Source organism: Enterobacter sp. PL_is514, from assembly GCF_055816715.1.
Window position 1 is genome coordinate 517,055 of record NZ_JBVPGN010000034.1, and the last position, 25,471, is coordinate 542,525.

Annotated in this window: 24 protein-coding genes and 1 pseudogene; 14 read left to right on the forward strand and 11 right to left on the reverse strand. The window is 50.9% G+C overall.

All coding sequences use genetic code 11. The annotated features are described in order from the left end of the window. The first annotated feature begins 45 nt into the window (after positions 1 to 45). Positions 46 to 960: a bestrophin family protein gene (locus AC0TNG_RS18080; RefSeq protein WP_473712886.1), complete on the forward strand. Its 915-nt coding sequence runs from the start codon at positions 46 to 48 to the stop codon at positions 958 to 960. Here AC0TNG_RS18080 and AC0TNG_RS18085 read toward each other — a convergent pair. After that, a complete protein-coding gene (locus AC0TNG_RS18085; protein WP_048991639.1) occupies positions 948 to 1,496 on the reverse strand; it encodes a GNAT family N-acetyltransferase in 549 nt (182 codons plus the stop codon). The genes AC0TNG_RS18080 and AC0TNG_RS18085 overlap by 13 nt on opposite strands. A 134-nt stretch (positions 1,497 to 1,630) precedes the next feature. Between AC0TNG_RS18085 and AC0TNG_RS18090 the strand changes: the two genes are divergently transcribed. The 7 genes from AC0TNG_RS18090 (at position 1,631) to AC0TNG_RS18120 (ending at position 7,699) form a co-directional block, all read left to right on the forward strand. After that, a complete protein-coding gene (locus tag AC0TNG_RS18090; protein ID WP_148769175.1) occupies positions 1,631 to 2,218 on the forward strand; it encodes a hypothetical protein in 588 nt (195 codons plus the stop codon). An 11-nt stretch (positions 2,219 to 2,229) separates the two neighbouring features. Then, positions 2,230 to 2,700, forward strand: coding sequence for a GNAT family N-acetyltransferase (locus AC0TNG_RS18095; RefSeq protein WP_473712887.1), 471 nt, complete (start codon positions 2,230 to 2,232; stop codon positions 2,698 to 2,700). Positions 2,701 to 2,712: 12 nt separating this feature from the next. After that, the gene (locus tag AC0TNG_RS18100) at positions 2,713 to 3,153 is read left to right on the forward strand and encodes a GNAT family N-acetyltransferase (protein WP_148769177.1); all 441 of its coding nucleotides are present in this window, start codon (positions 2,713 to 2,715) and stop codon (positions 3,151 to 3,153) included. 145 nt (positions 3,154 to 3,298) lie between these two features. Continuing rightward, entirely contained in the window at positions 3,299 to 4,294 is a 996-nt protein-coding gene (locus AC0TNG_RS18105; protein ID WP_032647228.1) for an alpha/beta fold hydrolase, read from the forward strand. A 44-nt stretch (positions 4,295 to 4,338) separates the two neighbouring features. Continuing rightward, positions 4,339 to 5,079, forward strand: coding sequence for a response regulator (locus AC0TNG_RS18110; RefSeq protein WP_024908476.1), 741 nt, complete (start codon positions 4,339 to 4,341; stop codon positions 5,077 to 5,079). After that, positions 5,076 to 6,374, forward strand: coding sequence for an ATP-binding protein (locus AC0TNG_RS18115; RefSeq protein WP_473712888.1), 1,299 nt, complete (start codon positions 5,076 to 5,078; stop codon positions 6,372 to 6,374). The genes AC0TNG_RS18110 and AC0TNG_RS18115 overlap by 4 nt, the downstream gene beginning before the upstream one ends. 134 nt (positions 6,375 to 6,508) lie before the next feature. Beyond that, positions 6,509 to 7,699 (forward strand): cytochrome c biogenesis protein/redoxin, encoded by a 1,191-nt coding sequence (locus AC0TNG_RS18120; RefSeq protein ID WP_473712889.1) that lies wholly within the window; start codon positions 6,509 to 6,511, stop codon positions 7,697 to 7,699. Between the two features lie 5 nt (positions 7,700 to 7,704). On the opposite strand, the gene tam is transcribed toward AC0TNG_RS18120, so the two are convergent. Beyond that, the gene (tam, locus tag AC0TNG_RS18125) at positions 7,705 to 8,463 is read right to left on the reverse strand and encodes a trans-aconitate 2-methyltransferase (protein WP_024908479.1); all 759 of its coding nucleotides are present in this window, start codon (positions 8,461 to 8,463) and stop codon (positions 7,705 to 7,707) included. A 440-nt stretch (positions 8,464 to 8,903) separates the two neighbouring features. Between tam and AC0TNG_RS18130 the strand changes: the two genes are divergently transcribed. Further along, a complete protein-coding gene (locus AC0TNG_RS18130) occupies positions 8,904 to 9,542 on the forward strand; it encodes an acyl-homoserine-lactone synthase (RefSeq protein ID WP_024908480.1) in 639 nt (212 codons plus the stop codon). 14 nt (positions 9,543 to 9,556) lie between these two features. Here AC0TNG_RS18130 and AC0TNG_RS18135 read toward each other — a convergent pair whose 3' ends face one another. Together AC0TNG_RS18135 and AC0TNG_RS18140 are read right to left on the reverse strand one after the other, a co-directional pair. After that, complete coding sequence (locus AC0TNG_RS18135) at positions 9,557 to 10,249, reverse strand: helix-turn-helix transcriptional regulator (protein WP_024908481.1); 693 nt, start codon at positions 10,247 to 10,249, stop codon at positions 9,557 to 9,559. A gap of 305 nt (positions 10,250 to 10,554) precedes the next feature. After that, complete coding sequence (locus AC0TNG_RS18140) at positions 10,555 to 11,139, reverse strand: GDP-mannose pyrophosphatase (protein ID WP_473712890.1); 585 nt, start codon at positions 11,137 to 11,139, stop codon at positions 10,555 to 10,557. Positions 11,140 to 11,225: 86 nt separating this feature from the next. Here AC0TNG_RS18140 and AC0TNG_RS18145 point away from each other — a divergent pair, with 86 nt between their 5' ends. Beyond that, positions 11,226 to 11,999 carry a DeoR/GlpR family DNA-binding transcription regulator gene (locus tag AC0TNG_RS18145; protein ID WP_473712942.1) on the forward strand — a complete coding sequence of 258 codons (774 nt, stop codon included), beginning with the start codon at positions 11,226 to 11,228 and terminating at the stop codon, positions 11,997 to 11,999. Positions 12,000 to 12,037: 38 nt separating this feature from the next. Here AC0TNG_RS18145 and AC0TNG_RS18150 read toward each other — a convergent pair whose 3' ends face one another. The 3 genes from AC0TNG_RS18150 to AC0TNG_RS18160 all read right to left on the reverse strand — a co-directional run bounded on the left by AC0TNG_RS18150 (position 12,038) and on the right by AC0TNG_RS18160 (position 13,447). After that, positions 12,038 to 12,400: a TIR domain-containing protein gene (locus AC0TNG_RS18150; protein ID WP_024908484.1), complete on the reverse strand. Its 363-nt coding sequence runs from the start codon at positions 12,398 to 12,400 to the stop codon at positions 12,038 to 12,040. 137 nt (positions 12,401 to 12,537) lie between these two features. Beyond that, positions 12,538 to 12,909: a VOC family protein gene (locus AC0TNG_RS18155; RefSeq protein ID WP_061715134.1), complete on the reverse strand. Its 372-nt coding sequence runs from the start codon at positions 12,907 to 12,909 to the stop codon at positions 12,538 to 12,540. 94 nt (positions 12,910 to 13,003) lie between these two features. After that, complete coding sequence (locus tag AC0TNG_RS18160) at positions 13,004 to 13,447, reverse strand: PACE efflux transporter (protein ID WP_473712891.1); 444 nt, start codon at positions 13,445 to 13,447, stop codon at positions 13,004 to 13,006. Between the two features lie 224 nt (positions 13,448 to 13,671). Between AC0TNG_RS18160 and AC0TNG_RS18165 the strand changes: the two are divergent. From AC0TNG_RS18165 to AC0TNG_RS18175, 3 genes and pseudogenes are all read left to right on the forward strand, one after another. Beyond that, positions 13,672 to 14,079, forward strand: a pseudogene (locus tag AC0TNG_RS18165) (LysR substrate-binding domain-containing protein); the annotation flags it as partial. Between the two features lie 732 nt (positions 14,080 to 14,811). Continuing rightward, positions 14,812 to 15,891 (forward strand): site-specific integrase, encoded by a 1,080-nt coding sequence (locus AC0TNG_RS18170; RefSeq protein WP_228483846.1) that lies wholly within the window; start codon positions 14,812 to 14,814, stop codon positions 15,889 to 15,891. Further along, positions 15,854 to 16,735 carry a hypothetical protein gene (locus AC0TNG_RS18175; protein ID WP_473712892.1) on the forward strand — a complete coding sequence of 294 codons (882 nt, stop codon included), beginning with the start codon at positions 15,854 to 15,856 and terminating at the stop codon, positions 16,733 to 16,735. Before AC0TNG_RS18170 ends, AC0TNG_RS18175 begins: the two co-directional genes overlap by 38 nt. Here the strand turns inward: AC0TNG_RS18175 and AC0TNG_RS18180 are convergent. Together AC0TNG_RS18180 and AC0TNG_RS18185 are read right to left on the reverse strand one after the other, a co-directional pair. Next, positions 16,680 to 17,492, reverse strand: coding sequence for a UvrD-helicase domain-containing protein (locus tag AC0TNG_RS18180; protein WP_473712893.1), 813 nt, complete (start codon positions 17,490 to 17,492; stop codon positions 16,680 to 16,682). The genes AC0TNG_RS18175 and AC0TNG_RS18180 overlap by 56 nt on opposite strands. Continuing rightward, on the reverse strand, positions 17,482 to 19,218 hold the full coding sequence (locus AC0TNG_RS18185) for an ATP-dependent nuclease (protein ID WP_194515235.1): 1,737 nt from the start codon (positions 19,216 to 19,218) through the stop codon (positions 17,482 to 17,484). The genes AC0TNG_RS18180 and AC0TNG_RS18185 overlap by 11 nt, the downstream gene beginning before the upstream one ends. A 344-nt stretch (positions 19,219 to 19,562) precedes the next feature. On the opposite strand from AC0TNG_RS18185, the gene AC0TNG_RS18190 reads away from it, so the two are divergent. Then, the gene (locus AC0TNG_RS18190) at positions 19,563 to 22,361 is read left to right on the forward strand and encodes an ATP-binding protein (protein WP_267216463.1); all 2,799 of its coding nucleotides are present in this window, start codon (positions 19,563 to 19,565) and stop codon (positions 22,359 to 22,361) included. A 524-nt stretch (positions 22,362 to 22,885) separates the two neighbouring features. Here AC0TNG_RS18190 and manA read toward each other — a convergent pair. Together manA and AC0TNG_RS18200 are read right to left on the reverse strand one after the other, a co-directional pair. Continuing rightward, on the reverse strand, positions 22,886 to 24,052 hold the full coding sequence (gene manA, locus AC0TNG_RS18195; RefSeq protein WP_473712894.1) for a mannose-6-phosphate isomerase, class I: 1,167 nt from the start codon (positions 24,050 to 24,052) through the stop codon (positions 22,886 to 22,888). Then, positions 24,052 to 25,470 (reverse strand): glycoside hydrolase family 1 protein, encoded by a 1,419-nt coding sequence (locus AC0TNG_RS18200; protein ID WP_473702488.1) that lies wholly within the window; start codon positions 25,468 to 25,470, stop codon positions 24,052 to 24,054. The genes manA and AC0TNG_RS18200 overlap by 1 nt, the downstream gene beginning before the upstream one ends. Position 25,471: the final 1 nt, after the last annotated feature.

Consider the following 25,471-nt stretch of genomic DNA (forward strand, 5'->3'; position numbering starts at 1 on the left):
GGATCACGTTTAATAGCCTCGCTCTTTTCTTTCCTGAAACTCACTATGATCGTTCGTCCTAAACAGCACTGGCTACAACTGATTTTTGTCTGGCACGGTTCGGTACTGCCTAAGATCTATACCCGATTGCTGCTCAACTTCCTGCTTTCTATTGCCGTTATCCTTATGCTACCGTGGTATACCTCACTGGGCATCAAATTTACCGTGGCGCCATTCAGCATTCTCGGCGTGGCGATCGCAATCTTTCTCGGTTTCAGAAACAACGCCTGTTATTCACGCTACGTTGAGGCTCGCCTGCTCTGGGGGCAGTTGATGATAGCGGCGCGCTCGCTGTTTCGCGAGGTAAAAAACACCTTGCCTGACGATAAGCATCTGGGCGAATTTGTCCGTCTGCAGATTGCTTTTGCTAACTGCCTGCGCATGACCCTGCGCCGGGAACTGAACGCCGAGCAACTCTCTCACTATCTTGCTCCGGATGATTTACGTCAGGTGATGAAAGCCAACTCACCGGCGAACCGTATTTTACTGATCATGGGGGAGTGGCTGGCCGTGCGGCGGCGTAACGGGCAACTCTCAGACATTCTGTTTCACAGCCTGAACAATCGTCTGAACGATATGTCCATCGTCCTGTCCGGCTGTGAACGCATTGCGACCACGCCGGTACCGTTTGCCTATACGCTGATTTTGCACCGCACGGTGTACCTGTTCTGCATCATGCTGCCGTTCGCGCTGGTTGTGGATCTGCACTACATGACGCCCTTTGTCTCGGCGCTGATTTCATACACCTTTATCTCGCTGGACACCCTGGCGGAAGAGCTGGAAGACCCGTTCGGCACTGAGAATAACGATCTACCGCTGGACGCCATCTGCAACATGATGGAACGCGATCTGCTGCAGATGAACGATGAAGAGAAGATTCCGGAAAGGCTGATGCCGGATAAGCACTATCAGCTCACCTGACGGGCGTTCCACTCGTCGCGGGTGATCTCCCACAGCTCGGAGTCCAGCATCCCGCTAACGTAGGCTTTCTTCTCCGTCCTGATAAGCCGCATGCCGCTACTGTCCGAAATACGCCGGGAGCGGCTGTTGGCAGCGGCTTTCGGGGCGCGTAATACAGGTTTGTTTAGCGTATTGAACCAGTAATCCGTCGCGGCAATGCTGGCCTCGCGCATGTATCCCTGGCCCTGAAACTCCGGCGCGAGCCAGAACCCGCGGTTGTTATCCTCGACGTCGTACAGGCAAATAATGCCCATCAATTCATCCGGCACCTCACGTCGTCGGATGCTCCAGAACCAGGCAATCCCTTTCGCCACATCCGGCAGCGCCACGTTATTGACATAGTTTTCCGCGCCGTTATCCGGGTAGGGCCATGGCACGGAAGAGACCATATAGCGGACAATCTCCCAGCGCGGATAAAGCTTTTGTATCTGAGCCGCATCTTCGGCAACCAGCGGTTTTAGCAGTAAGCGTTCTGTCATGAGCGTCGGTATGGTCATCCGCGGATCTCCCTTTTTAGGCGTTATGCTTTTGTTTGCGTTCTGGTATTTTCATCTCTATCACATTTAGTTGAGGCGTGCTGGGTTCATTCCCTACCAGAAATGGGCATCATTTCTTTAATGGCGAAATTTTGATGAGCTTTTTGTCTCTTTTAACCGGACGGGTTTTCCAGGATCTCCTGCAGCATGGCAAAGAGATAGAGGAGGCTATTGCTCATCGTGATATCCGTCTCTTGAATCATTCCACGCCCGAGCTGGAACGGTATTTTTCGCGTCCACTCAGCGAGCTTTCGCGTCAAAATCCTTACCCAGTAGCGGTACTGTTACCTCTTTTTTTAGTGGCGTTTGCGTTAAACCTTCTGCCTTTTCTCAGCACGTTGCAGGGTTTGTCACCTTTGCATCATGCATTGAGCTTTTTCTTACCATCATTGACGATGACAGGCGCGCTCATTGTGACAAGCGTACTCCTGGCACGTGGTAAGACGTCGGGATTGTCGGGCTTTATGGCGTTGTTCATCATCCTGCTGATAACGACCCTCGTTCAGGTTTTACATTTCCTGCTTTCGCATGACGGAGGTCTTTGGCCGCTGGTCATCGCATCATTCGCGCTATTACTTTGTCGGGTGGTGATGAACAGCAGCGGCTTTGTGCTGTTTACGCTCTATTGTCGTACTCAGCGTCTTGCCAGGTCGGCACGGGAAATGCGGCTAAAAAGCCGTTAAAGGAGGAGGTTATGACATTACGAAAAGCCAGGCCGCAGGAAGCCGAAACGCTCTGGAATATTCGCAATCAGGCGATTCGTCACGGCTGTAAAACCAGTTACGACGCAGAGGTCATTGCGCGCTGGACGCCAGATCTCATGCCCGAACGCTTTCGGAAGATGATCATTGAATACCCTTTTTATGTGGTTGAAGATGAAAAGGGCGATGTTGCGGCAACCGGCTATCTCGATCTGGATACCCATTGCCTGGAGGCGATTTTCACCTTGCCTGCAGCCTCCGGAAAAGTCATGGCAACCCGGATTATTGAGGCGCTCAAACAGGAAGCCCGCAGCCGGGGGATAACCCGTCTGACGCTCGATGCGACGCCTAACGCCCAGTCGTTTTATCAGAAGCAGGGGTTTGTTACGCTGAGCGAAAGCTATCATCACTCGCGTATGGCGGGTGTCGATTTACGCTGTTTCGAAATGGCGATCAATTTGTAATGTGAGGAACACATGGCTGTCACGGTAAGACCTCTACGCGCAGACGACTATTCCCAATGGCGACCGCTGTGGGATGGTTACACCCATTTTTATGATTGCTACCTCGAGGAATCCGTCACCGCAGCGACGTGGGAAAGGGCGCTATCAGCGCATTCCCAGATGTTCTGCCGGGTGGTAGAGAAGGACCAAAAGGTCATCGGTTTCGCGATGTGCATTCTGCACGAAGGAACCTGGTCAACGGCCCCCATCTGCTACCTGGAAGATCTGTTTGTTGATGCCGACGAACGCGGAGCGGGTGCAGGTAAGGCGCTTATTGATGCTCTGATTGAGGAAGGCAAGCGCGAAGGGTGGTCGAAACTGTACTGGGTCACCCGGGAGAACAACCCGGCGCGTAAACTCTATGACAAATATGGCGAAGCTGACGATTACGTCCGCTACCGACTCTCCCTTTAAGGCGACAACGCCTGTGTTTGTATCACACTGTATCAGCGTCCCGGATACATACACAGGCTTGCAATAAACCCGCTTTCGCACATATCCGCTATACATTGCAGTGTTGTTATATCCCCGTGAATTGTACTCAACCGGAGATACCAACATGTTCAGCAAACTTGCTTACTCAACCCTCGCACTGACCGTTTCACTTGGCACCGTGATGTCCTGTCAGGCCGAAGTCACCGGCACAAACGTCGCCGCAGCATTTGACCATCCCCAGCAAATCAATGCCGGCGATCTGAATGTCGGCTATGTCGACATTGGCCCGAAAGATGGTCAGCCGGTTATTTTACTGCACGGCTGGCCGTACGATATTCACAGCTATGCCGAGGTTGCACCCGCACTGGCGGCAAAAGGGTACCGGGTCATTGTGCCGTCTCTGCGCGGTTACGGCACCACGCGCTTCCTTTCAGCAAAAACGCCGCGCAACGGCCAGCCTTCGGCGATGGCGAAAGACATCGTCAACCTGATGGATGCCCTGAATATCCGGCAGGCGGTGTTTGCAGGATATGACTGGGGCGCCCGGACGGCGGATATCGTTGCGGCGCTGTGGCCCGAGCGCGTGAAGTCACTCGTTTCAGTGAGCGGGTATCTCATCAGCAGCCAGCAGATTGGCAAACAGCCGTTGCCGCCAAAAGCGGAGCAGCAGTGGTGGTATCAGTTCTATTTCTCTACCGCGCGTGGTGCTGAAGGCTATGCCAAAAACACGCATGACTTCGCCCGTCTAATCTGGTCTCAGGCCTCACCTGACTGGAAATTTAGCGATGCGGTCTTTAACGCCAGCGCCAAATCCCTCGATAACCCGGACCACGTCGCGGTGACGCTCAGTAATTATCGCTGGCGTTTAGGGCTGGAAAAAGGCGAGCGCAAATACGACCGCTATGAGCAAAAACTGGCCACGCTGCCGAATATCACCGTACCAACGATCACCATCGAAGGCGGCAACAACGGCGCGCCGCATCCGGCACCGCAGGCCTATGCGGCTAAATTTACCGGCAAATATGAGCACCGCACCTTCGGCGCAACCGTAGGGCACAACCCGCCTCAGGAAGATCCGCAGGATTTCGTCAAGGCAGTTATCGACGCGGATAAGCTGTGAAATGTGCTATTTTCAGTACGTTACCCTTCGGTCTGGAGAGTTCGGTGGAACATATTGACCACATCCTTGTCGTCGATGACGACAGAGATATTCGTGAACTGATTGTCGATTATCTCGGCAAGTCTGGCTATCGCGCGACGGGCGCGGCAAACGGCAAAGAGATGCGTAGCGTACTGGATAAACAGCATATCGACCTGGTGGTGCTGGACGTCATGATGCCCGGCGATGACGGTCTCACGCTATGCCGGCAGCTACGCAGCGGCAAACATAAAGATCTGCCCATCCTGATGCTGACGGCGCGCAATGAGGAGACGGACAGGATTCTGGGTCTGGAGATGGGTGCGGATGACTACGTGGTGAAGCCGTTTGTCGCCCGTGAGCTTCTGGCACGCATTAAAGCGATTTTACGGCGTTTTCGCACGATGCCGCCCAATCTACAGGTGACAGAAGCAGGGCGGCTGGTGATGTTCGGTGAATGGCAGCTCGATACCGTCGCCCGCCACTTAATCGACACGGAAGGGGTGATTGTGGCGCTCAGCGGGGCGGAGTATCGTCTGCTGCGCGTTTTCCTTGACCATCCTCAGAGGGTACTGACCCGCGATCAGCTGCTTAACCTGACGCAGGGGCGAGACGCCGAGCTGTTTGAACGTTCTGTCGACCTGCTGGTTAGCCGGGTTCGCCAGCGTCTCAATGAAGATGCCCGCACGCCCGCCTATATCAAAACCGTGCGCAGCGAAGGCTACGTCTTTACGATGCCGGTGACCATCAAAGAGGTTAACGAATGACGCTCTGGCCACGCTCGCTGCTGGCTCGTTTGCTGATCGTCGTGCTGCCCGGTTTGCTGCTGGCTAACGCCCTGAGCCTGACGCTGGTCATGATTGAACGCATGCACAGCGCCCGCACGGTGATGCTCGGTAATCTGGAAAACGATGTCGCAACCAGCGTCGCCATTTTAGACCGCTTACCGGCCAGCGAACGCGCCGCCTGGCTGCCGCGGCTTGAACGGGGTAACTATCGTTATATTCTGGGCACAGGGGAACCCGGCGCAGCGCCGACGGATAAGCGTTCGCAGGATGCTATCCGAACCTTAAAAGCGACGCTCGCGGCACAATATCCTCTCAGCTTCACCGCCGTTCCCGGCGCCATTTCACATATCCAGGCGCATCTCACGTTACGCGATGGCTCGCCGCTGACCATTGACCTCATCCCGCGCATGCCACCCGTCGCCAGCTGGTTACCCGTTGTGCTCATCCTGCAGCTGCTGCTCCTGGCGGCCTGCTCCTGGATCGCCGTGCGGCAGGTGGTTCGGCCTTTTTCACAATTTACCCGCGCGGTGGATTCACTTGATCCGGCGGCCAGCACGCCAATGACGGAGAAAGGGCCGCTGGAGCTGCAGCGCGCAGCCCATGCCTTCAACGCCATGCAGGCGCGCATTCAGTCTTATCTCAGGGAGCGCGCACAGATCCTGGCCTCTATTTCTCACGATCTCCAGACGCCCATTACCCGCATGAAGCTTCGTGTAGAAATGACGGAGCAGCCTGAACTGCGGGACAAACTCTTAAACGACCTTGATAATATGTCGCGTCTGGTGCGGGAGGGCATTGCGTATGCCCGGTCATCAGAATCACTGGAAGAGACGTCGCTGAAGCTGGAATTGAACGCCTGGGTCAACAGCATCGCCAGCGATTATCAGGACATTGGTAAAAACGTGCAGTTTCAGGCAAACGAAGTCCGTTTGCCGATCGTCACGCGTCCGCAGGCGCTTCGTAGAGTAATGACTAATCTGCTGGATAATGCCCTGAAGTTCGGCGACTGTGCCGTCATTGCCATTGATGATTCGTCTGCCGAAGAGGTGGTGATTCATATTGTGGACGACGGACCGGGAATGCCCGAAGCCGAGCTGGAGGCGGTTCTGCAGCCGTTTTATCGTGTTGAAACCTCGCGTAACCGCGATACCGGCGGGACAGGACTCGGCCTGGCGATTGCCGCGCAGCTAACCGCACAGCTGGAAGGAAAACTCAGGCTGGCGAACCGAGCCGGGGGCGGACTGGATGTCGCCATTACGCTGCCGCGCCGTTAATTGTACCGCTCTGTATCTCCCGGCGTGGGGATACAGAGCCAGACAAAACCAGCGTTTTTACACATATCCTGAACATATCCGCACGATGAAATAGCCTCACTGCAGTGTCGCAGGACGTGTAATGTGAGGTCATTATGTTTCTGGTAATCGCTTTTCTGGGCGGGATGATAAGCCTGCTCAGCCCATGTACGCTCCCGGTTATTCCACTCCTGTTCGCCGGTTTCCAGGGGCAACGACGACATATTCTGGCCCTGCTCGCCGGGATGGTCGTGATGTTCACCCTGGTGGCGATGGTCATCACCGTCGCCACCGAGTGGATAACAGCGGCAACCATTGCTGGGCGCTGGATCGCGCTCGTCATTCTGGCCACCGCTGCGCTGGCCTTAATTTTCCCGTCTTTCGCCCAGCGTATTGCCGGTCCGGCCGTCAGCGCGGGAAATGTCCTCAACACCCGCAGCGGGCAAACGCGCGGAATGGCATCGGCCTTTCTGGCCGGGCTTGCGGTCGGGCTACTCTGGTCTCCCTGCGCGGGCCCCATCCTGGGCGCTATTTTCAGCATTAATATCGCGGGCCACTCGGCCATCGCCACGGGCGCACTGCTCGCTGCCTATGGCAGCGGATGCGCGCTGATGCTGGGCCTGCTCGTTATCGGCAGCCGCACGCTGATGACACCGTTAAGGGCAAAGTCTGCGCTGATGGCGAAGCTCCGTCAGGGGGCAGGAGTTGCAATGTTAGCGGCAGTCGTCCTGAACGCGACGGGGATGACCTCGCTGCTGAAAGGGGCTAACGGCGTCGCAGACCGTCTTGAGACCGCGCTCTTAAATCTGGCAAAACCCCCAACCGCGCCGGTGAAGCTCCAGCCGGTGGCGATCGCTGAGCCCAGCAGCCAGCTGCCTTCGTTAAGCGGTGGAACAAGGTGGATTAACGGTGACCCTGTCACGTCTGAAGCATTACGAGGGAAGGTTGTTCTGATTGATTTCTGGACGTGGGATTGCATTAACTGCCAGCACACGCTCCCGCATGTGCGAGACTGGGCCACGAAGTATCAGTCGCAGGGGCTGGTCGTGATTGGGGTTCACACGCCGGAATATCCCTGGGAAAAACCGCTTTCGTCGGTACAAAAGGCGGTAACGAAATGGCAGTTGCCGTATCGGGTTGTGACGGATAACAACTATCAAATCTGGAATGCGTTCGGCAACCAGTACTGGCCAGCGCATTACTACTTTGATGCCAAAGGGCAGCTGCGCTATACCGCCTTTGGCGAGGGTGATTATGCGCAGCAGGAAAAGGTTATCCAGCAGTTGCTCAAAGAAGCTCGCCTATAATCGGATCAGGGCTGGCGTTGAGCCACGATAAACAACCGAGGAAAAGCCAGCAGTATCTGCCCGTTTTCCTGGAGCGGATACTGCTCTTCCAGCAGTTCATGGTAGCGTTTCAGGAAACGTTTCTGCTCGCTCTCGTTCAGTTCCTGGAGCCAGGGGCGCAGGCCGGTGGCGCTTACCCAGTCAATAATGGCCTGATGAGAGCTCATTTTGTGATAATAGGTTGTCCGCCAGATATCCACGTCACAGCCAGCCTCCGACAGAATATCGTAATAAGCATGTATACCCGGCAGAGGTTCGCGGCCACGGTCCGGGTAGTCTTGCTCCAGCGCCACTTCACGCATCGCCACATGGGTGGGTTCCAGCCAGTTATCAGGCATCTGGATCGCCAGCACGCCATTTAACTTAAGCAGGGAGACAAGATGAGGCAGGAGATCGTAATGGTCCGGAACCCATTGCAGCGACGCGTTAGCATAAATCAGGCTCAGCGGCTGGCCAGGCTTGTACTGACGGATATCGGCCTCAACAAAGTGGCAGTCAGGTAAGGCAGCGCGTGCTTCCTCGAGCATGGCAGGGGAGTTATCGACGCCGGTGATGTGAGCAGAAGGCCAGCGATGCTTTAACAGCGCCGTGCTGTTACCTGGCCCACAGCCCAGATCGGCGATAGTAGCGGCTTCATCAAGAGGAATTCTGGCGAGCAATTCGGCGGCTGGACGCGTTCTTTCTGCGCCAAATTGCAGGTAAAGAGAAGGGTTCCAGTCGGCCATCATCAATTCTCCGTCTTACATGATTCAGCAAGAATAGCACAGGCAGATGCCTGTAAAGCGGTACCGACGATGGTTTTGGGCAGATGAAGTCAGCAGATTCTGTAAAATGAAGGGGAAGGTGGGAAAAATAAGCAATCGGAAATATTACCCCTTAAAAGATTAAGGGGCAATGTTTTTATTGTAATTACTTTATGATTATTGTTTTTTATTATTTTATCGGCAAAGTGCTTCTTATGCTCTGTACCCGAAACTTTAAATATTAGATAATCATCGATGGGTATATCCCTGGTGTTTCGTAGGTCTTTGACCTCCTGACCGCTTAGTTTTGCGAGAACTTCGTGGTCAGGTACTTTTTAAGTATAGGGAATATGCGGCACAATGAAAGCTGTCCTAAAAGACAGGTGATGATAGTTTCAGGTGTTATTATCAGGAACAAGAGCATGATTTCTGTCATTGAATTTTTTTTACACGACTACGATGATTTACCTCCAGCACTAGCGCACGAACTCTACCGACTCAGAAGAAAAACCTTTCGGGACCGACTCGACTGGAAAGTGGAATGCGTCGAAGGGATGGAAAAGGATCAATTTGATTCCCATAACACGACATACTTACTGGGTATGTATGATGGACAGCTGTTATGCGGCGCGCGATTTATTAACTCAACGCAGCCGACAATGATAAGCGAAATCTTTCACAATTATTTCGATAATCCAATTGTTTTTCCAGCTGATGTTCCCTGCTGTGAAGTGAGTCGTTTATTTTTAGATAAAGAAACACGAGATTCTGCAAGTTTGCAGGGCGTGCCCGCCAGTAAAGCATTGTTTCTTGCAATGAATATTTATTGCATAAAGAATAAATATCACGGAATGTACGCAGTAGCCAGTCGCGGTATGTATGCCATATTTCGGCATGCGAACTGGAAAGTTGAAGTTATTCAGCGCGGTGTTTCTGAAAAAGGGGAGGTTATTTACTATATTTATATGCCTGCCAGCACCCGCATTATTGAAGATATTATTAGTAAAGACAAATCCAGCCACTGGCTTCGCGAAATGCTCGGGCATTTACGCTATCTATAACCAGTGTCTGAGGGTCAGTCGTCCAGTAACCGGAGTTCTGTTCCAAGCTTTATTGCATGTCTGGCATTATTCACACCGAGTTTTTTCATTATATTACCCATATGAAATTTAACGGTGCGTTCAGCAATAGATAAAATAACAGAAATTTCTGCATAGGTTTTTCCGGCACTGACCCATTTGAGGATTTGTCGCTCACGTGGCGACAAGAACACATTCTTTTTCTGCTGATGCTGACTATACAGATTGAGTGTCTTCTGATGTAACTGAACAAGGAAGCGTAGAAATTGCGGCCGATATTTCTCTATGTCAATACCAGAATGCTTAGGACTGATGACGGATAAGACAACAAGATTATTCAGATAGTCATGCAGAGGAAAAGTCTGCCCCTGGTATATATCATACTGAACGCTTTCGTCGAAAATGCGTGTCAGGTTATAACCATCCGACAGGACGACATCGCTTTCCCAGAAAAAGTCTTCAACACAGCGCAAAGCCCGAATAATGACAGGGTCAATGAACTGATATTTTCTTTCAAGGTAGATATTAAACCACTCAGGACTGTTATTGAGTATCCTCATCTGTGAAGGATCTTTCTTGTTCATAATAGCGTAGGCAAAGACGATCCCTTTGAAATCCTCAAAAAACGCGTCCAGCTCACTCTGAATTAGCGTATTGATCGTTATGTCGTTGTAATATGTATCCTTCACGTGAGTTGCTGCCTCCTGTTCGAGTGGAGGAGCAAGTATAATATGCTTCGTTATCTGTAGCGAGTCGCATTTTAATCCAGTCAACAGATAAGACAGGCTACCTCTGCAGGCAGCCTCGTGAACGTTTGGCATTTTTGAATGGTAAATGCAGATGACTCAGGGAAATGTTTATGATTTTATCGAATTTCGAAATCGTTCACTAAATATAGTAGGCTGCAAAATTTAGGAGGTTTCCCGCATTCCATCCGCGTAACGGACAAGCGTACCAACTCATGCACCTTCAAATCAGGATTTAAACCAGTAGGTTACAGAATACCTTTAAGGGCCACATGATAAAGCAGCATGATGGTTTTCCCGTCGACGATTTTACCCGTCTCAATGCCGCGTAATGCCTCTTCAAGCGTCATTTCCAGCACGTCGATATCTTCTCCTTCCGCCTTGATCCCACCGCCAGCGCCGGTTCTGTCTCTCGACTGGTACTCGGCAAGGTAAAAATAGAGCTTTTCCGTAACGGAGCCCGGGCTCATATAGGCTTCGAAAATTTTCTGAACGCGTGAAACGTGAAATCCGGTCTCTTCTTCCGCTTCTGCTTTGATGCGGCTCTCGGGATCCATGTTGTCCAGCAACCCCGCAGCGGCTTCGATTAGATTGTCCTCATGGCCGTTTATAAAGACGGGGAAGCGGAACTGGCGAGTCAGGATCACCGTCTTTTTATCACGGTTGTAGAGCAAAATCGTCGCGCCGTTGCCACGGTCATAGACTTCCCGCTGCTGCCGCTGCCATTCGCCATCACGTCGCTGCAGGTCGAAGGTGTATTTTTTAAGGACGTACCAGTTATCTGACAGTGTTTCACTGTTAATGATGCGCACATCTGCACGTTTTGATTGCACGTTTGTTCCTCCTTACGTAGAGTAATTATCATAAACAGCATTATCGTGCATTTACAAGATAAAACATGCAATTTCAGGAATTCATGATGCTCACCAGTCAACGAAAACAATTGATCCTCGAAAAGCTCGGCGCCGAAGGTCAGGTCCAGTCAAAAGCGCTCAGCATTCTCTTTGACGTCTCTGAAGACACCATCCGGCGCGATCTGCGCGAGCTGGCGGCAGAAGGGCGCTTGCAGCGGGTTCACGGTGGCGCGCTGCCGTCATCTTCCGCAATTGCTCCGTTTGCTGAACGGCAATCCGTGAAAATGGATGCGAAAAAAAGAGTGGCCCGCAAAGGCGCGCAGCTGATTTCATCAGGCCAGGTGGTGATCGTCGATGGTGGTACGACAACGTCGGAGCTGATTACGTTTCTCCCTCCCGAGCTTCGTATCACTGTGGTGACGCACAGCCCGAGCATTGCCCTGGGGTTTGTCGATCATCCGTCCATTGAGGTGATTCTGATCGGCGGTCGCTTGTATAAACACTCTATCGTTGCGGTCGGCGCTGCGGCCATCGAAGGCATCGAAAATATTCATGCAGACCTGTTCTTTATGGGCGTGACCGGGATCCATCCTGAAGCTGGATTAACGACCGGTGATTTCGAAGAGGCGTGCATCAAACGTGCATTTTCCGGCAGAGCCGCGGAGACTGTTGTTCTGGCTTCTCCGGAAAAGATCAACACAGCGTCTTCGTTTGTGATTGGTGATGTGTCATCGGTGAATACCATCGTCGTGGAAGACAATACCGATAAGGACTGGATCCGCGCAGTATCAGAAAAGGGGGTATCCGTCGTGTTAACCTCAGAGCGTGATACTGTCTGACAGCCAGCCTGAGAGCACAGCCTGGCTGTCGGTTTTCCTTAAGCCTCAGGAATGTCCTCAAGCGCGGTATAAACCCTGAGGCCGTATTTTCTGGCGACCTCAATGTCCATATCGGCACCTTTAGATGCACCGGCGATACGATAAATTGCATCGCATTTAGCTATGAGCCGGTGAGCAACGGGGTAGAGCATCGCTTCGCTGATTTCATCACCAACGGTTTTCGAGCCCGCGGCCTTTGCCAACGGCAAAGCAAGCCATTCACCTATGATCGGAATGTGACCACGCTGGTAAACGGCTAATGCTGCGCTTTCGAGACGCGCCAGATTCTCATCAATGCGCGCCTGAACGCCGTCGGTTCCGCTGCGGTAGGGGCCGGCAATTAGAATCAACTGTTGTGTCATAAATACCTCTGTCAGTGTTATTGCATGAAGTTGCACGATTACAGCCCATACCTTACGGGATTAATGTGGCTTAATGAAGCACTTTCGTGCATAAGCGTGCAAATAGACGCATGACAGATATTTAATGACATCTGACGCTACAGACTTTGCGGCGCATGGCACACCGCCTCGATATTATGACCATCAGGCGAGATGACAAACGCGGCATAGTAATTTTCACCGTATGACCTCAACCCCGGCCCGCCGTTATCACGTCCGCCGGCGCGCAGTGCAGCATGGTAAAAATCATCAACCTGCTGACGCGTATTGGCCACAAACGCCAGATGCAGAGGCGCGGGTTTGTCATTTGTATGGAAAAGGCAAAGTGAAACATCGCCGGAACTCATTTCTACACCATACTCCGGCGCGCCTTCATCGATGAGTTCTACACCAAGCGGGCGAAGCGCCTCGAGGAAGAAGGTTTTACTTTTTTCATAATCGCTGACGCCGAATTTCACATGATCAAACATTATCGACTCCTGAAAAGAGATAGAGAAATGAAGAGTATAGGAGGTGAGTGGAGTCGAAGATGATCAAAGGCGTGTCAATGTGACTGATATCTCGCTACATAACAGACCGTTTACGTCCAACAAACGTCCAGCGCAGATAGTCGTAAAGCCAGTTAAACAGCATCGTGTATGGCAGGAAAAACAGTACAAGACCAATCTCAACAAAAAATGCCTCAGTCATTGTAAGATTCAGCATAATCATCGCGACAGGCATTAAGGTTATGATGAGTCCCGTTTCAAAACCTACCGCATGGATCGCACGAATGAGAAATGTTCTTTCAAACTGGTATTTTTTCTGCAGAGAATCAAAGAGCTTATTAAAAATAAAATTCCAGACCGTTGCGGTAAGTGCGGATATGACGGACAACGAGCCTGACTGGAGTACCGACACATTCATCAGCCAGGCAAGTGACAGGGCGATAATAACGTTGGCCGTCACCTCAAAAATGACAGCAAGGAAGATTCTCTCTTTAACACTTTTATTTAATTCAATTTCCATTTGATTAGGGCTGCGTTTTTCAAAAGCTTAAGTATATCAGACATCTTTCAACTCTTTCTAAACAGCAGGTTATGTTAAATACAGCCCAAACCAACTAATGTGGAATGTACGGCCTCATTAAGAGGGGTCTGCGGTTCGTGACCTAAAAAGGAAATCAGTTTTGAATTATCCATCTCTATTGTCTGCTCCCAAAGATAGCGCATCTCCCGCATTTCATGCAGCGAATAGGTCTGCATGCCGCGCCAGCCTATCTGTCACGACATGGTGCACCGGAAAGTATTGATGCGTTATTCACCCATACGCTTGTGGGTTTCGATAATATGACGCCCTTTATTTTACAAGCACTTAAACAGTATCCGCAGCTAAACCGCGAGCTGTTTACCGTGCGAACCGACAGCGATATTGCACAATTAAACCTCATACGTGCCGGAGCAGGTATCGGTATGTGCCAGGTGCATCTGGCCGATTTTTCTCCGCCGTTACAGAGGATAATGCCTGATTTCTTTGCATTTCATCTCGACACCTGGCTGGTGATGCATGAAGATTTACGCCACAGCCAGGCCTGTAAAACGGTGTTTGATTTTCTTGCAGAGGGTTTACAGGCTTATATCAACAGGAAAAACGGTAAGTAAACCTGGGAAGAACAGTACCGTTAAGCTGGCATGCGCTGGACGCGCTGTGAGATAGCCGGCGAAGACGCTTTCAGAAGCCAGGCCAACGATGTCCGCAAAATGCCAGATTTTCCCTGATTCCATATAGGTGCGCATAATGTATATTATGTTAAATATGGTGGGTTTGTTCTTAGGTTCATGAGTTCCTCTCTTTCAGGAACTTACCGATGAATCAGTCAGTTGCCAAAGTTTAGTTGTGGACTTACGATGACTTCATAACGCAAAAATTACGGGGCATCCGCTAAGTTCATGGCATATTCCATCTTACATTTATCGAGGAACAACCAGAGAACTCATCTCATAGTTGATGATGTGACTACCCTACCGGTCATGTTCGCCACAATTTATGGAATGAATGAACTGAGCAAGAAACATCTGGGGACTCAAGAAAACATTCTGTGTTCGCTGCGCTTCTTTTACGTCTATTACTTTAAGAAGCACAAACGAACATTTGACTACGATTTCTATCGGTCTGTCTACAATATCTCCTGTTTTATCAGGGAGCTTGATGGCTTCTTTACTTACCTGCTCGGGAAGCAGCACCTGAGTGACGAGACCGACATAATCTCTACCGGGTTTTTACATTCTGCACTCTCCAGAACCAACAAGTCCACCTATGGTAACCACGTCAGAAACGTTGGCCGATTCCTTAAGTATCTCAACTATCGATATATGAATCTGGCATACCAGGATATGTCACCTGTTGAAGCTCACCAGATTAACCAGGCGAACCACAGAGATCTCGCTGACAGAATTAAGGTCTTCAACAGAGTTGAAGTATCCAGGAACGAACCCGCACACCGATACAAAAGTATCACCAGTCAGCAAAGTGTCGAACTAACGAACATGTTAATCCCCTCCACTCCTGAATTTTCAGATATCGAGACCGGCGAATTATTCACGGCTGTGGTTAATCCCCAAAATCCATTCGATTCAGGATTTCAACAATACCGTAACTACCTTATCCACCGGTTAATGTTTAACTATGGCTTACGTGTTGGTGAAGTTCAATTGTTGTTGAAGGATTGCGTGGGGCCAACCCTTCCAGACTCACGAGGTAACATTCGTTTCATCCTGATTGTACAAAATCTACCAGATGATGTAGTTGATCCAAGGAAACAACAACCTTCACTCAAGACTGAGCATTCACAGCGACAAATCGAACTGACCGAAGATGACTTCATTATGTTTACCATTTATATGGAGCAATATCGGTCCCCATTATTTGAAGAGAAAAAAATTGATGACCATGAATTTGTTTTTATTAAAGGCTCAGGTAGGTTAACTCCATTAACTTACGATGCAATTCGAACATTTTATAAGCAAAAAATTGATCCGGCATTCATTGCCCTATTCCCTCATTATCGTACGAAAAGTAATAAAATTATTAATAATATGGTTAATATAACACCACACGTTGGGCGGCATACTTGGGCTAATATTACTCTTGAGTTTATTTACAATAGTCTCCTGAGTGAATCACTTATACTGGCGCAAGACTATGGTATTCGAGCAAGGATGAATGGAGTACTTGAACCAGCTATTGAACAACTTCGTGCTTTAGGCGGCTGGTCACTGACCAGTAAAGTTCCATTAAGATATGCCAAGCGGTTTATTGAAGTGGTGAGTAACCAGAGCAACTATAAGCGTACGAAACATTCAGATATGCATTTAGCTTCCCCAGAAACAAACATTTCGCAAAGAAAAACCTACAACTTGCTAGAAGATAATATTTATGACGAAGACTTCTCATTCAAAGATCTATTCAACTGAGAGCGGTATAACCGGGGGTGGTTTTTTTAAAACCCATCCCCTTCGCTTTACAAAAGAACAGCTTGAATGGATTGAAAATATTCAGCTCCCTAAACGATTGTTTTTAATAAGTGCAACAGAATTTGATGACCGATATTTATATCTACATGATGATTGGCGATACAGATTCTCAGGTAATAATGTGGCTATATTATTCTCTAATGGTAAATGCTTTTGTGATTTATCACCAGTTTCACTCAAGCTCTTGAAATACTTAACGATCGCGTACATTAATGAGAACTCGGCAAGTGTTGCTGATAAATTTGCTCAGTTTGTTGCAACAACTTTCAAACAAATTGAGGTTATCACTCGCGAAAGTCTTATTGAAAAAATGCAAATGCTGGTTGCGAAGACTGAGCGAAATCACTCAGACTGCAGTCAGTTCTATTACACCCTCTATGCGTTACGAAAACTTGATCGTAGTGGATTCTTCGAAAGTAAGGATGACAGTAATGAGCTGGAAGATCTATTGCTGGAAGTGCCACGCCCTAGGAACAATAACTGGGCTCGCTACCAAAACCTAGACCTCGTTATACCAGAAGAAGTATGCCTAATGATAGAAAATGGCATTCAAAGTTGGGCATCTAAGCTATGTCCAAAAATTGATGTTGAAGAAAATAAAAACATTCATCTGGAAACTGTAAAGAAAACCATTAAAATTGATACATTACGGGACTGCATTATTATTGGCATAGTTTATTACATTGGGGCCAGACCTGTACAGGTCGGTAAACTTTCCGGAGGCGATTTTATCGTTGATACCGAGAATAGTTTCCAATCACCAGTACCTGCCCGTTCGCGGTGACCGCTCGCGTCAGGGCGGCAGTAAGACGCTGCTGAACAGCGGTTTCTGCCTGTAACGGTACCCAGGTCACCCCGGCAGGCACCTGGCGAAGGTCAATGGCGTTACCATTCAGCAACATCCGCCGGCAGTCCAGAAGCCAGCGACCGAGCTCCGGCGACCCTGCGTTAGCCCAGCGCCATGGATGATTGAGCTCACCAATCAGTGGAAAGTGAGCGAGTACATGTGTATCCCAGTCCACGAGCTGGTTACCCCTAAAGCCAAAAATGGCCTGCATGGGGTCACCCAGTACACAGGCGGGCAGCACCGTTGATAACGCGGTTACCAGTGCATGTTGCACCAGGTTGCAGTCCTGGTATTCATCCACGATGAGGTGAGCGTAACTGGCCGCCAGAACATCATCGAGATGCCCTCCCTGCAGCAGCTGGCAGGCAGCCAGCCGTATAGCGGGATAGTCAGCCCCGCGATTGCGCAGTTGAAGAACCTCAACGTTGAGCCCACTGCGCGCCGGAAACATCGCAACCAGACGCATGGCAAATCCATCAATGGTGGCGATACGGTAGGTCGCAGCAGTAACACCGGCGCGTTGCATACGCAGACGCAGTGTTGTCACACCCGCGTTGGTGTGCGTGAGAATAAGTACCGGCCTGGCCCCCGTATACAGGGTCAGGGTATCCGCGATGATTTGTGTTTTACCGCACCCGGCCGGGGCCGTAATCGCCCCCCGATGATATTTCAGCAGGTTGTAGTCAGGCGGCATGGGCCCACCCGTAAAGCCGGTTAATCAGCGCCTGGAACCCGGCATCGGAGGCGGGAAGATGAGGGCCAAGGATATCGTGCGCCACATCCTCATACCGGGTCACCGATTTAAACCACCCATTTCGTCGATGACGAGAAGCGATCCCCAATAATTGTCGTATTTCCAGGGAATAAGGGGTGCCATTCAACTGGCGCTGCTGCCGGATCTGAGCAAGCGTTACCTGACCGTTGGACTGCGTCTGGATATGTGCCGCCACCAGTTCCTCCTCCATAAGCTCAATGCCTCGCTGAAGCAGCGCGTCGACGCCTGCATCCGGCAGGCTCATAAACAGCTCATCCTCCAGCGCGCGACCGGCTCGCCAGGTGATATGTTCTCCACCCGCGGCCTGGAAGGCCTCGACCGTCGCCGGGGTGGGCGGCTTATCCGCATCCACCAGAACTAGCACACGGTAGCCAAGCCGACGCAGTGCCAGCCCACGCACAAAACATCGGTCAGGCTCTCCTCCACCAACATTCACGAATGCGGTTCCTGCACTCAGCATGGAATTACCGTTGAGGGCGGTCCAGTAATGATCCAGCCCGCGGATCAGCCCCACCTCGCTAGCCCCTTCACAGACGATCACGCTACGCGCCAGAAAGGCTTCGGGGTCGGCCCGGACCGTACTTTGAATATCATCGGCAATGCCCACCGGCAGCACCAGGTGGGGAGCTGTCGGATGGCCCCGCACAACGAAGAGCTGGTTGCCATTAAGCTCACGCACGGCCACGGGAGAGTGTGTGGTCAGAAAAACCTGAAGTGGCGGCGGTGTTTCCCTGGCCCCCAGAGAGTTCAGTAACCGGGTAAGCCGATGCGGCTCCAGTCCGTATTCCACTTCATCGACCAGAGCCACGGAGGCCCGCTGCGCGGCAGCACGCTGCATTCCTGCCACCAGAAGACGGGACGACCCCGTACCAAGAGAACGCAGCGGCACACCGGCTGAGTTGTGCAGCGCAATTGCACCATCGCCGATGGAAACCGCGTGAGCGTCCAGTAAGGCTTGAGTCCGACCACCGACCGGCACACCCAGCTCATTGGCCTTCTGAGTAACCACGTCCAGCGTTGCCGCGAGTTGTACCGCAGCCTGACCACCGAAACTGGTTCGGGCCTGGCGCGCAGCGTTTGACAGCTCAGCCCCCAGATTAGGGCGCTCCTCCGTGAGCCGATTGAGTACCGATCCGCGTGCCCAGGACAAATTTGAGCTTGCATAGGTGCCAAGTCTCGCCGGTGCGATGAGCAGCCGATCTTTCCAGGCAAGATTGCGTTCCTGACCCAGGGCCTCGCCACGCAGAGATACCAGCGTCCAGTTGGGCTCAAGCTCACTGTCTACACGCAGACGCAGACAGAGAACCGTTTCCAGTCCGAACTGGGGCTCTTCCTGAACCAGCCCCGTCACGCTGTTGAACGCCTGCAAATAATTACCGTAGGCATCCATTGCCCTAAGAGGATCCGGCAACGAACCCAGTGTCAGGGTAATACTGATAGGCTGAGTCACATCGAGACCAAAAAAATCGGTATCGCTGAAACTGACGTTACGCCGTGCTCCCAGGCACAAATCGATAGCGTCAAGAATGGTGGTCTTGCCACTGTCCCCAGGACCGATGAGGCAGTTAAGCCCTGGCGAAGGCTGCCAGGTCAGTAAACGAATAGAGCGGAAGTTCTGGATTTCAACTTTACAAACTCTGACCACGGCACTCTCCCTCTTTTATTATTTTTATCCACACGCTTTTCGTAAAGATAGCCACAAACGTGTAGATAGTGCACTGATACGGATAAAAGTAACGCCCCTGAATTGCCCAATCAATGATATATAGCCTGTTTTACTGACATATCTGACAGCGGGTGAATTTTCTTTAATTATTGATGTAACACCATACGCACTACATCTGTCTCCACCAGAATATGAGGTGAAATTGTTGCGCACCGATTAATCCGGGTGTACTGGTCAAACTGTTGGTAGCCATGCTTAAGTTCTATTGCGCAGGCTGATATGTAAATCTGGGATATTTCTGACAAGTAACATAAGGACCAAAAATGAAGGGGAGCGAAGAAAAATCTACGCCGGATGTTCTGGACTCTGCCCAGTTGGTACGTATTGAAGCCGTACACCGGGGATTCCTTTATCAGCACTTGTATGCCGTTGGCTGCTTGCTGCTGGCACAGAAAGTCAGCGTGGAGACAGTAACCGTTGAGCTAGATGAGGATATTGAGCTCAACTCCGTACAGGAGCGCATTTACGTTCAGGTTAAAACCCGCCAGAAACCCATCATTCCCAGCGATGTGTCTGGCGCGCTCGCGAGGTTTGCGGAGATGCGTAACGAGCACACTGATGGGCGCCGCCAGGGAAGCGCTTCTTTCGTTATCGTCGCCAACCAGGCGCCAGGTCCACACCTGCAGAAGATGATTGAGGATAAGACGCTTCCTGCGGATGTCCGTTTTATCTGGCCCCAGTCAACCGCTGAGCGCCATCCCGCACTTCCCCCTGCCTGGGACACCGTGGCTGATGCGGCCGCGTGGTGCATCTCGCAAGCAGAGCAGCTGAAGTTTTCGCTATTGTCGCCAGAATCCCTGATCTGGAAGCTGGCCGGTCTGGTCCAGCTCGCTGCCACCGGAGGTGATGCCGACGGACAGCATGCGTTCTATACCCGGGATCTTCCTGCCCTGTTCGAACAGCTCATCGTTCAGTTACAGGACTTCCCTGCACCGCCGACACTCTACCGGCCACAAAGAGAGGAACCCTCTTTTGTGTCGGATGAGCGGGTGCGCATCATTTGCGGCTTGTCCGGTGCAGGTAAAACAGCATGGGCAGCACAGGCCGCTCAGCACAGTACCCAGGTGTGTGCGTATTACGATGCTGGCGACCTTCCAGGCCCTGCACTTGCCAGTACGCTGGTTCGTGAGCTGGCAGCCCGGTTTGCGACTCAGGAGCAAGGTGGCCTGCGAAGAATACTGCTCCCTGGTGCCAGTGGCGTTGAAGCGCTGAGAACATTCGACACCTTCTTGCAGCAACGGAACGACAACCTGCTACTGGTTCTGGATAACGCGCATCGTATCCCTGTGGAGAACTTGCGGGATGTTCTGCACGCCACAACCCGTATCTATTTTGTGCTGCTGTGCCAGCCCCATGACAATGTCCGTCAACTGGAGGCGATGACTGGACTTCAGCGTGAATCGTTACAGGGATGGGATATCGACACAGTGGCTGCCGCAGTGGCCGACCTCGGTGGGCACGCCAGTGCGCTGGGATATGAGCAGCTACGAAGCTACACCGGAGGGTTGCCGCTGTATGTCGAAAGCGCGGCGAGAGTTGCCGCAGAGGAATACAAAGGAGATATAGACACGCTGTGTGCTGAACTGCGGCAACAGGAAAACAGCACGGAAACCGCGCAGGAAGTCATTCTCAGCCGTGTCTATCAGGGGTTTGAGCCACTGGTCCAGAACGCTCTGGCGTTGTTCAGTCTGTCCGATGTGGGGCTAAGCCGTGATGAAGTTTCAGGGTACCTTGCCCGCTCATTGAATATCCCTTCAAACGGGGCAGCCACATTAATTAAAAAAATGCGGGCCACCGGAACCATTGAAAACTATGGAAACCAGACGTTAAAGGTACACGATGCTGTCAGGGCGCTGGGGCTGCAACACCTGACCATGATGGACGTGGATATCGTAAATAACGCGTTACTGGCGTTAAAAGATCTTTTGATTGAGAGCCTTCAGCAAGAACGCGACACTTCGCGATTTTCTCTTCTGACGCAGATTTACATCAAGCTTAACGATGTCATGACGCTCATCGCTCTATCTGGTGAAGAGCTGTTTTATGAGATGGGCATTACTGTCGACATTATGGAAAGCCTGAAACAGGCGACAGCTTCGAACTCTCTGGCGCCTTTACAAAAGTTCTGGGCACTCGATGGGCTCGTTTTTTCCGAGCTTAAAGACGGTGCTTCTGAGCAAATTGCACAATGGCTGGAAGCGATGGGAGCCTTGCTTGCAGAACATGAGTTTGGTTACCGGGAACGCACAGCCTACACCATGAAACGGATGCTTTTCTTATCAGAAAAGGGAGACCTTAGTGAAGTGCAAACGCTGGCTGAAGATGCCCGCCCCAGCCTTCCGGATGAAGAGCATGCGCGTATTTTTGACTATAACCATGCTATCGCGCTCTGGAGACTGAAAAGATACAAACAAGCAGAAACACTGTGTCTGAGCGTAGCGAATCGCTACTACACGTTATTTGGTATTACCCCACAGGATGTCATGGGTAAAAACTCGGATGTGCTGTGGGCAATCATCAACCAGCCTGAAAATGTTCACGAGCACATCAAACATCTGGCCGATGCCCTAGAGTTGCTCGCCAGAATTAATGACGCGCAGGGAAAGGTGTCACCGTTTCTGCGCATTCACGCGATGAAATTTTACAACATGACCGCAGCCCCCGAATCTCTGGTCCGGGTAGGACAGGATCTAGCTGATGAGTTTGTCGCAATAAAGGACTATGTCGGTGCCAGAGAGGTGATGGAGCAATACGTCCTGCCAGTCGTCAATGAAGCCGGTCTGGTACAGCGACTGGTTCAGGTCCGAAGCCAGTACGCCGTCATACTGGCACTTGCAGGCGAACATGCACAGGCAGAAGCGGAGATGCGTCGGCTAGCCCCCTTTTTTGAAGGGTTAACAGGCGAGCAACGTCAGGAGGTTGAAAATCAGTTGAACTACATCGCCCAACTCGCTTACAAGGCGACCAAATCCGAAATTGCTCGATTTTACGGTGCGGTAGGCAGAAATGAACCTTGCCCCTGCGGGTCGGGAGTAAAGTATAAAAAATGTCATGGAGCCTGAGTGCTGGTTTCGCTATATTGGACGTGGCCTGGCAATATCCGGACACGGCCGGGTTCTGAGTCCACGGGAGCCATATCTGAATTGTTGTCCACATCGTGCAACCGAGCGTTTTTTATTGGTATTGCCGTTGAGTCTCTTGAAGCAAATCGTCGTGCGTGGGGGCAGTATATGGCCTGCGAAAGCAGGCCAGATTCACCCAAGAGGGAGAAAATATGTGGGCATGCTTAAAGCATGCCATCGTGGCGTTGACCTTTAGTCGCAACTACATTGATGCTGCTCTTGCCGTGCAAGGCTGGAACATAACTTCAGCGAAGTAATGTTCTCTGAAACCCGCCTTCAAGCTCTAGAATTCAATGACGCGCAGTTGCTTAAAGATGTAAAAATAAATGAAAACTATGACTGGGAAAGTTGTGCCGGTTACAAAGTCGCAAGGGTCAGGAATAAAATAAATAGCCCGCTCAGTCTATGCCGTGCGGACTATTTTCCTCTTCTAATATAAAATCATGCTGTTAAACATGAACTAGTCAGCACTGAACCAGGCAGCACTGTCCGCTTTGTGTCAAAAAATAAGCTTCTGTCTGAGCCGGTATAAATACCGACTGACCGACGCAGAACGTCATCTCTTCACCGTATGTATCGCACAACGTAGTGTAGCCTTCAAGCACTAGTAAAATTTGCGCGCTAAAGACTTCAATTCTGTGTTGCTGGCAGTTTTCTATTACAGAGAAACGGAAATCCTCTACGGGAACATGATAATGGCTTTCATTTCCAGCAATATCAGGAACAAGCTTTAAGTTATGTTCATGAGTCTCACTAAAAGCCGTACAGTTAACTAATTCAGATAAATTAATTTTTTTCGGTGTTAATCCTGCGCGCAAAACGTTATCAGAGCACGCCATCACTTCTACGGCGGTTCCGTAAACGTAGGCGTGCAGGGTACCGGCCCGCAAAAACATCGCTTCGCCAGGCTCAAGCGTTATGCAGTGTAAAAACAACGGTGCGAGGACGCCGATATCCCCCGGATAGTCCCGCTGCAAGCGGATGAGGAATTCCTGTAAATGGACAAAGGCCCCAGCCTGAAGGCTCTCATCCAACTGCCGCAGAACAGTGTGTTTCTCCTGTGGTGCAAGCTGCATCAGGCCGACAAAAAAGTTTTTAAGCCCCTCATTATTAAGGTTATGGCGAAAATCAATCAGCGCAGGCATGAGTTCAGGCGAGCTGAGACGCAGAAAATGATTCACAATCTCCTGATAGGGACGAAAACCGTTCATCGCCATAAAAGGCGTGATTGCATAGACCAACTCGGGTTTATGATTTGCGTCGTTATAATCTTCCCCAGCTCGATTTCCCTGCCTGGCGTAGCCCTCTACCGCCTGGCGTTTATCGGGATGGACCTGGAGCGAAAGCGCGCTTTCTGCAGACAGTATCTTCAGTAAGAACGGAAGTCCTGAAAATTTTTCCATCGTCCGTTCCCCTAAAACGGTGCCGGGGGATTTTGCGATCGCGTCCTGTAATGAAACCGTGTTCGCGCCAACTTCAATTTCAGAACACCCTGCCGGATGCGCCCCCATCCAGATTTCAGCCTGAGGCTGCTCATCCGGATTCGGCACGCCAAACAGCGTATTCAGAGCCGTCCGGCTGCCCCAGGCATAATTTTTTACGCCATTTCTCATGCGATAGAACGAGGCCATTATTTGTTGCCCTTTATAAATGCCCCGGGCGTAAATCCGTTAGAGGCAGCAAGTTGAGCGAACCAAATAGCGTTGCGCTTTATCTGTCGCTCTCCGGTTTCCAGATCCAGTCGCCAGAAACCGTAACGACGTTTAAAGCTATTTATCCAAGACCAGTTATCAATAAATGTCCACTGGTGTACGCCAAAGCAGTTCGCCCCCTCGCTGATGGCGCGATGGAGCTGTTGGAGGTGTTCTTCCATTAATTCGATGCGGAAAGTGTCATCAATAAACCCATCAGCCAGCACCGGACCTTCTGACTGGATATCCATGGCGATACCGATTTCAGCCAGATACCATTTCATATTGTCGTAATTATCGCGGATGTTGCAGGCAATATCGTAAATCGCTTCGGGGTAAATCTCGTTATTATCGCGATACGGATTGAAGCGCCCTTCGGGATCGCTGTAGTTCTCGAAGTAATACTCTGGCGTGAAGTAATCAAGCTCATAGGGGCATTCGCGCGCTTTAACCCGACGCGGAACATAGTAGTTAACCCCCAGGAAATCTACCCTCGAACGCGTTATCAGATCGACATCAGCTTTCTTTATTTCTGGCAAGCAATCATGGGCTGCGAGTACTTCACATAATTCCTTCGGGAATTCATGCTTCACCAGCGGATCAAGGAAACTGCGATTAAAGAACAGGTCGGCATACCACGCTGCTTTTTTATCCTCGTCGCTGTTGTTTCGGGTGTACGAGGGGGTCAGGTTAAGCACCACGCCAATTTCGCCAGGCAGGTCAAGTTCTCGGTATATGTGCACCGCTTTTGCATGCGCCAGCATAATGTTAAATGCAACCTGCGCCGCCAGCTTGCCATCTTTTTTACAAGGATAATGGAAATCATAAAGATAGCCGCCTTCAACAGGTACTATCGGCTCATTAAAGGTGATCCAGTATTTGACCTTATGACCAAATAGCTCAAATGCCGTGCGGGCAAACCGTGCGAAAAGATCCGTCACATGGGGTGATTCAAAACCGCCATACTGCTTTTGCAAAATCTCCGGCATATCGAAATGATAAAGATTAATCATTGGCTCAATGCCGCTGGCGATCATCTCATCTAAGTAGTTGTTGTAAAACCGGACGGCTTCTGCGTTTGGGGCGCCAGTTTCATAATCATCAATCAACCGTGACCACTGAATGGATGTACGAAACGAGTTAAATCCCGTTTGCTTCATCAGCGCAACGTCCTCTTTATATTTGCTGTAGGTTTCACATACTTTCTGCGGACCAATCTGCTGGAAAAAGCGGTTGGGCTGTTCTGCATACCAGCTATCCCAGATAGAACGGTGCGGCTTATGCGCTATGCCTTCCGTCTGAGGACCCGACGCCGCTGCGCCCCAAAAAAAATCTTCCGGAAATTGATACCGATTCATA

What these genes read in the sequence shown, in the direction of transcription:
- AC0TNG_RS18100 (WP_148769177.1), top strand. Translation starts at nt 2,713, where the DNA reads ATGGCTGTCACGGTAAGACCTCTACGCGCAGACGACTATTCCCAATGG.
- AC0TNG_RS18105 (WP_032647228.1), top strand. Translation starts at nt 3,299, where the DNA reads ATGTTCAGCAAACTTGCTTACTCAACCCTCGCACTGACCGTTTCACTT.
- tam (WP_024908479.1), bottom strand. Translation starts at nt 8,463, where the DNA reads ATGGCCGACTGGAACCCTTCTCTTTACCTGCAATTTGGCGCAGAAAGA.
- AC0TNG_RS18130 (WP_024908480.1), top strand. Translation starts at nt 8,904, where the DNA reads ATGATTTCTGTCATTGAATTTTTTTTACACGACTACGATGATTTACCT.
- AC0TNG_RS18115 (WP_473712888.1), top strand. Translation starts at nt 5,076, where the DNA reads ATGACGCTCTGGCCACGCTCGCTGCTGGCTCGTTTGCTGATCGTCGTG.
- AC0TNG_RS18085 (WP_048991639.1), bottom strand. Translation starts at nt 1,496, where the DNA reads ATGACCATACCGACGCTCATGACAGAACGCTTACTGCTAAAACCGCTG.
- AC0TNG_RS18120 (WP_473712889.1), top strand. Translation starts at nt 6,509, where the DNA reads ATGTTTCTGGTAATCGCTTTTCTGGGCGGGATGATAAGCCTGCTCAGC.
- AC0TNG_RS18080 (WP_473712886.1), top strand. Translation starts at nt 46, where the DNA reads ATGATCGTTCGTCCTAAACAGCACTGGCTACAACTGATTTTTGTCTGG.
- AC0TNG_RS18160 (WP_473712891.1), bottom strand. Translation starts at nt 13,447, where the DNA reads ATGGAAATTGAATTAAATAAAAGTGTTAAAGAGAGAATCTTCCTTGCT.
- AC0TNG_RS18175 (WP_473712892.1), top strand. Translation starts at nt 15,854, where the DNA reads ATGACGAAGACTTCTCATTCAAAGATCTATTCAACTGAGAGCGGTATA.
- AC0TNG_RS18170 (WP_228483846.1), top strand. Translation starts at nt 14,812, where the DNA reads ATGTCACCTGTTGAAGCTCACCAGATTAACCAGGCGAACCACAGAGAT.
- AC0TNG_RS18150 (WP_024908484.1), bottom strand. Translation starts at nt 12,400, where the DNA reads ATGACACAACAGTTGATTCTAATTGCCGGCCCCTACCGCAGCGGAACC.
- AC0TNG_RS18145 (WP_473712942.1), top strand. Translation starts at nt 11,226, where the DNA reads ATGCTCACCAGTCAACGAAAACAATTGATCCTCGAAAAGCTCGGCGCC.
- AC0TNG_RS18095 (WP_473712887.1), top strand. Translation starts at nt 2,230, where the DNA reads ATGACATTACGAAAAGCCAGGCCGCAGGAAGCCGAAACGCTCTGGAAT.
- AC0TNG_RS18090 (WP_148769175.1), top strand. Translation starts at nt 1,631, where the DNA reads ATGAGCTTTTTGTCTCTTTTAACCGGACGGGTTTTCCAGGATCTCCTG.
- manA (WP_473712894.1), bottom strand. Translation starts at nt 24,052, where the DNA reads ATGGCCTCGTTCTATCGCATGAGAAATGGCGTAAAAAATTATGCCTGG.
- AC0TNG_RS18155 (WP_061715134.1), bottom strand. Translation starts at nt 12,909, where the DNA reads ATGTTTGATCATGTGAAATTCGGCGTCAGCGATTATGAAAAAAGTAAA.
- AC0TNG_RS18200 (WP_473702488.1), bottom strand. Translation starts at nt 25,470, where the DNA reads ATGAATCGGTATCAATTTCCGGAAGATTTTTTTTGGGGCGCAGCGGCG.
- AC0TNG_RS18180 (WP_473712893.1), bottom strand. Translation starts at nt 17,492, where the DNA reads ATGCCGCCTGACTACAACCTGCTGAAATATCATCGGGGGGCGATTACG.
- AC0TNG_RS18190 (WP_267216463.1), top strand. Translation starts at nt 19,563, where the DNA reads ATGAAGGGGAGCGAAGAAAAATCTACGCCGGATGTTCTGGACTCTGCC.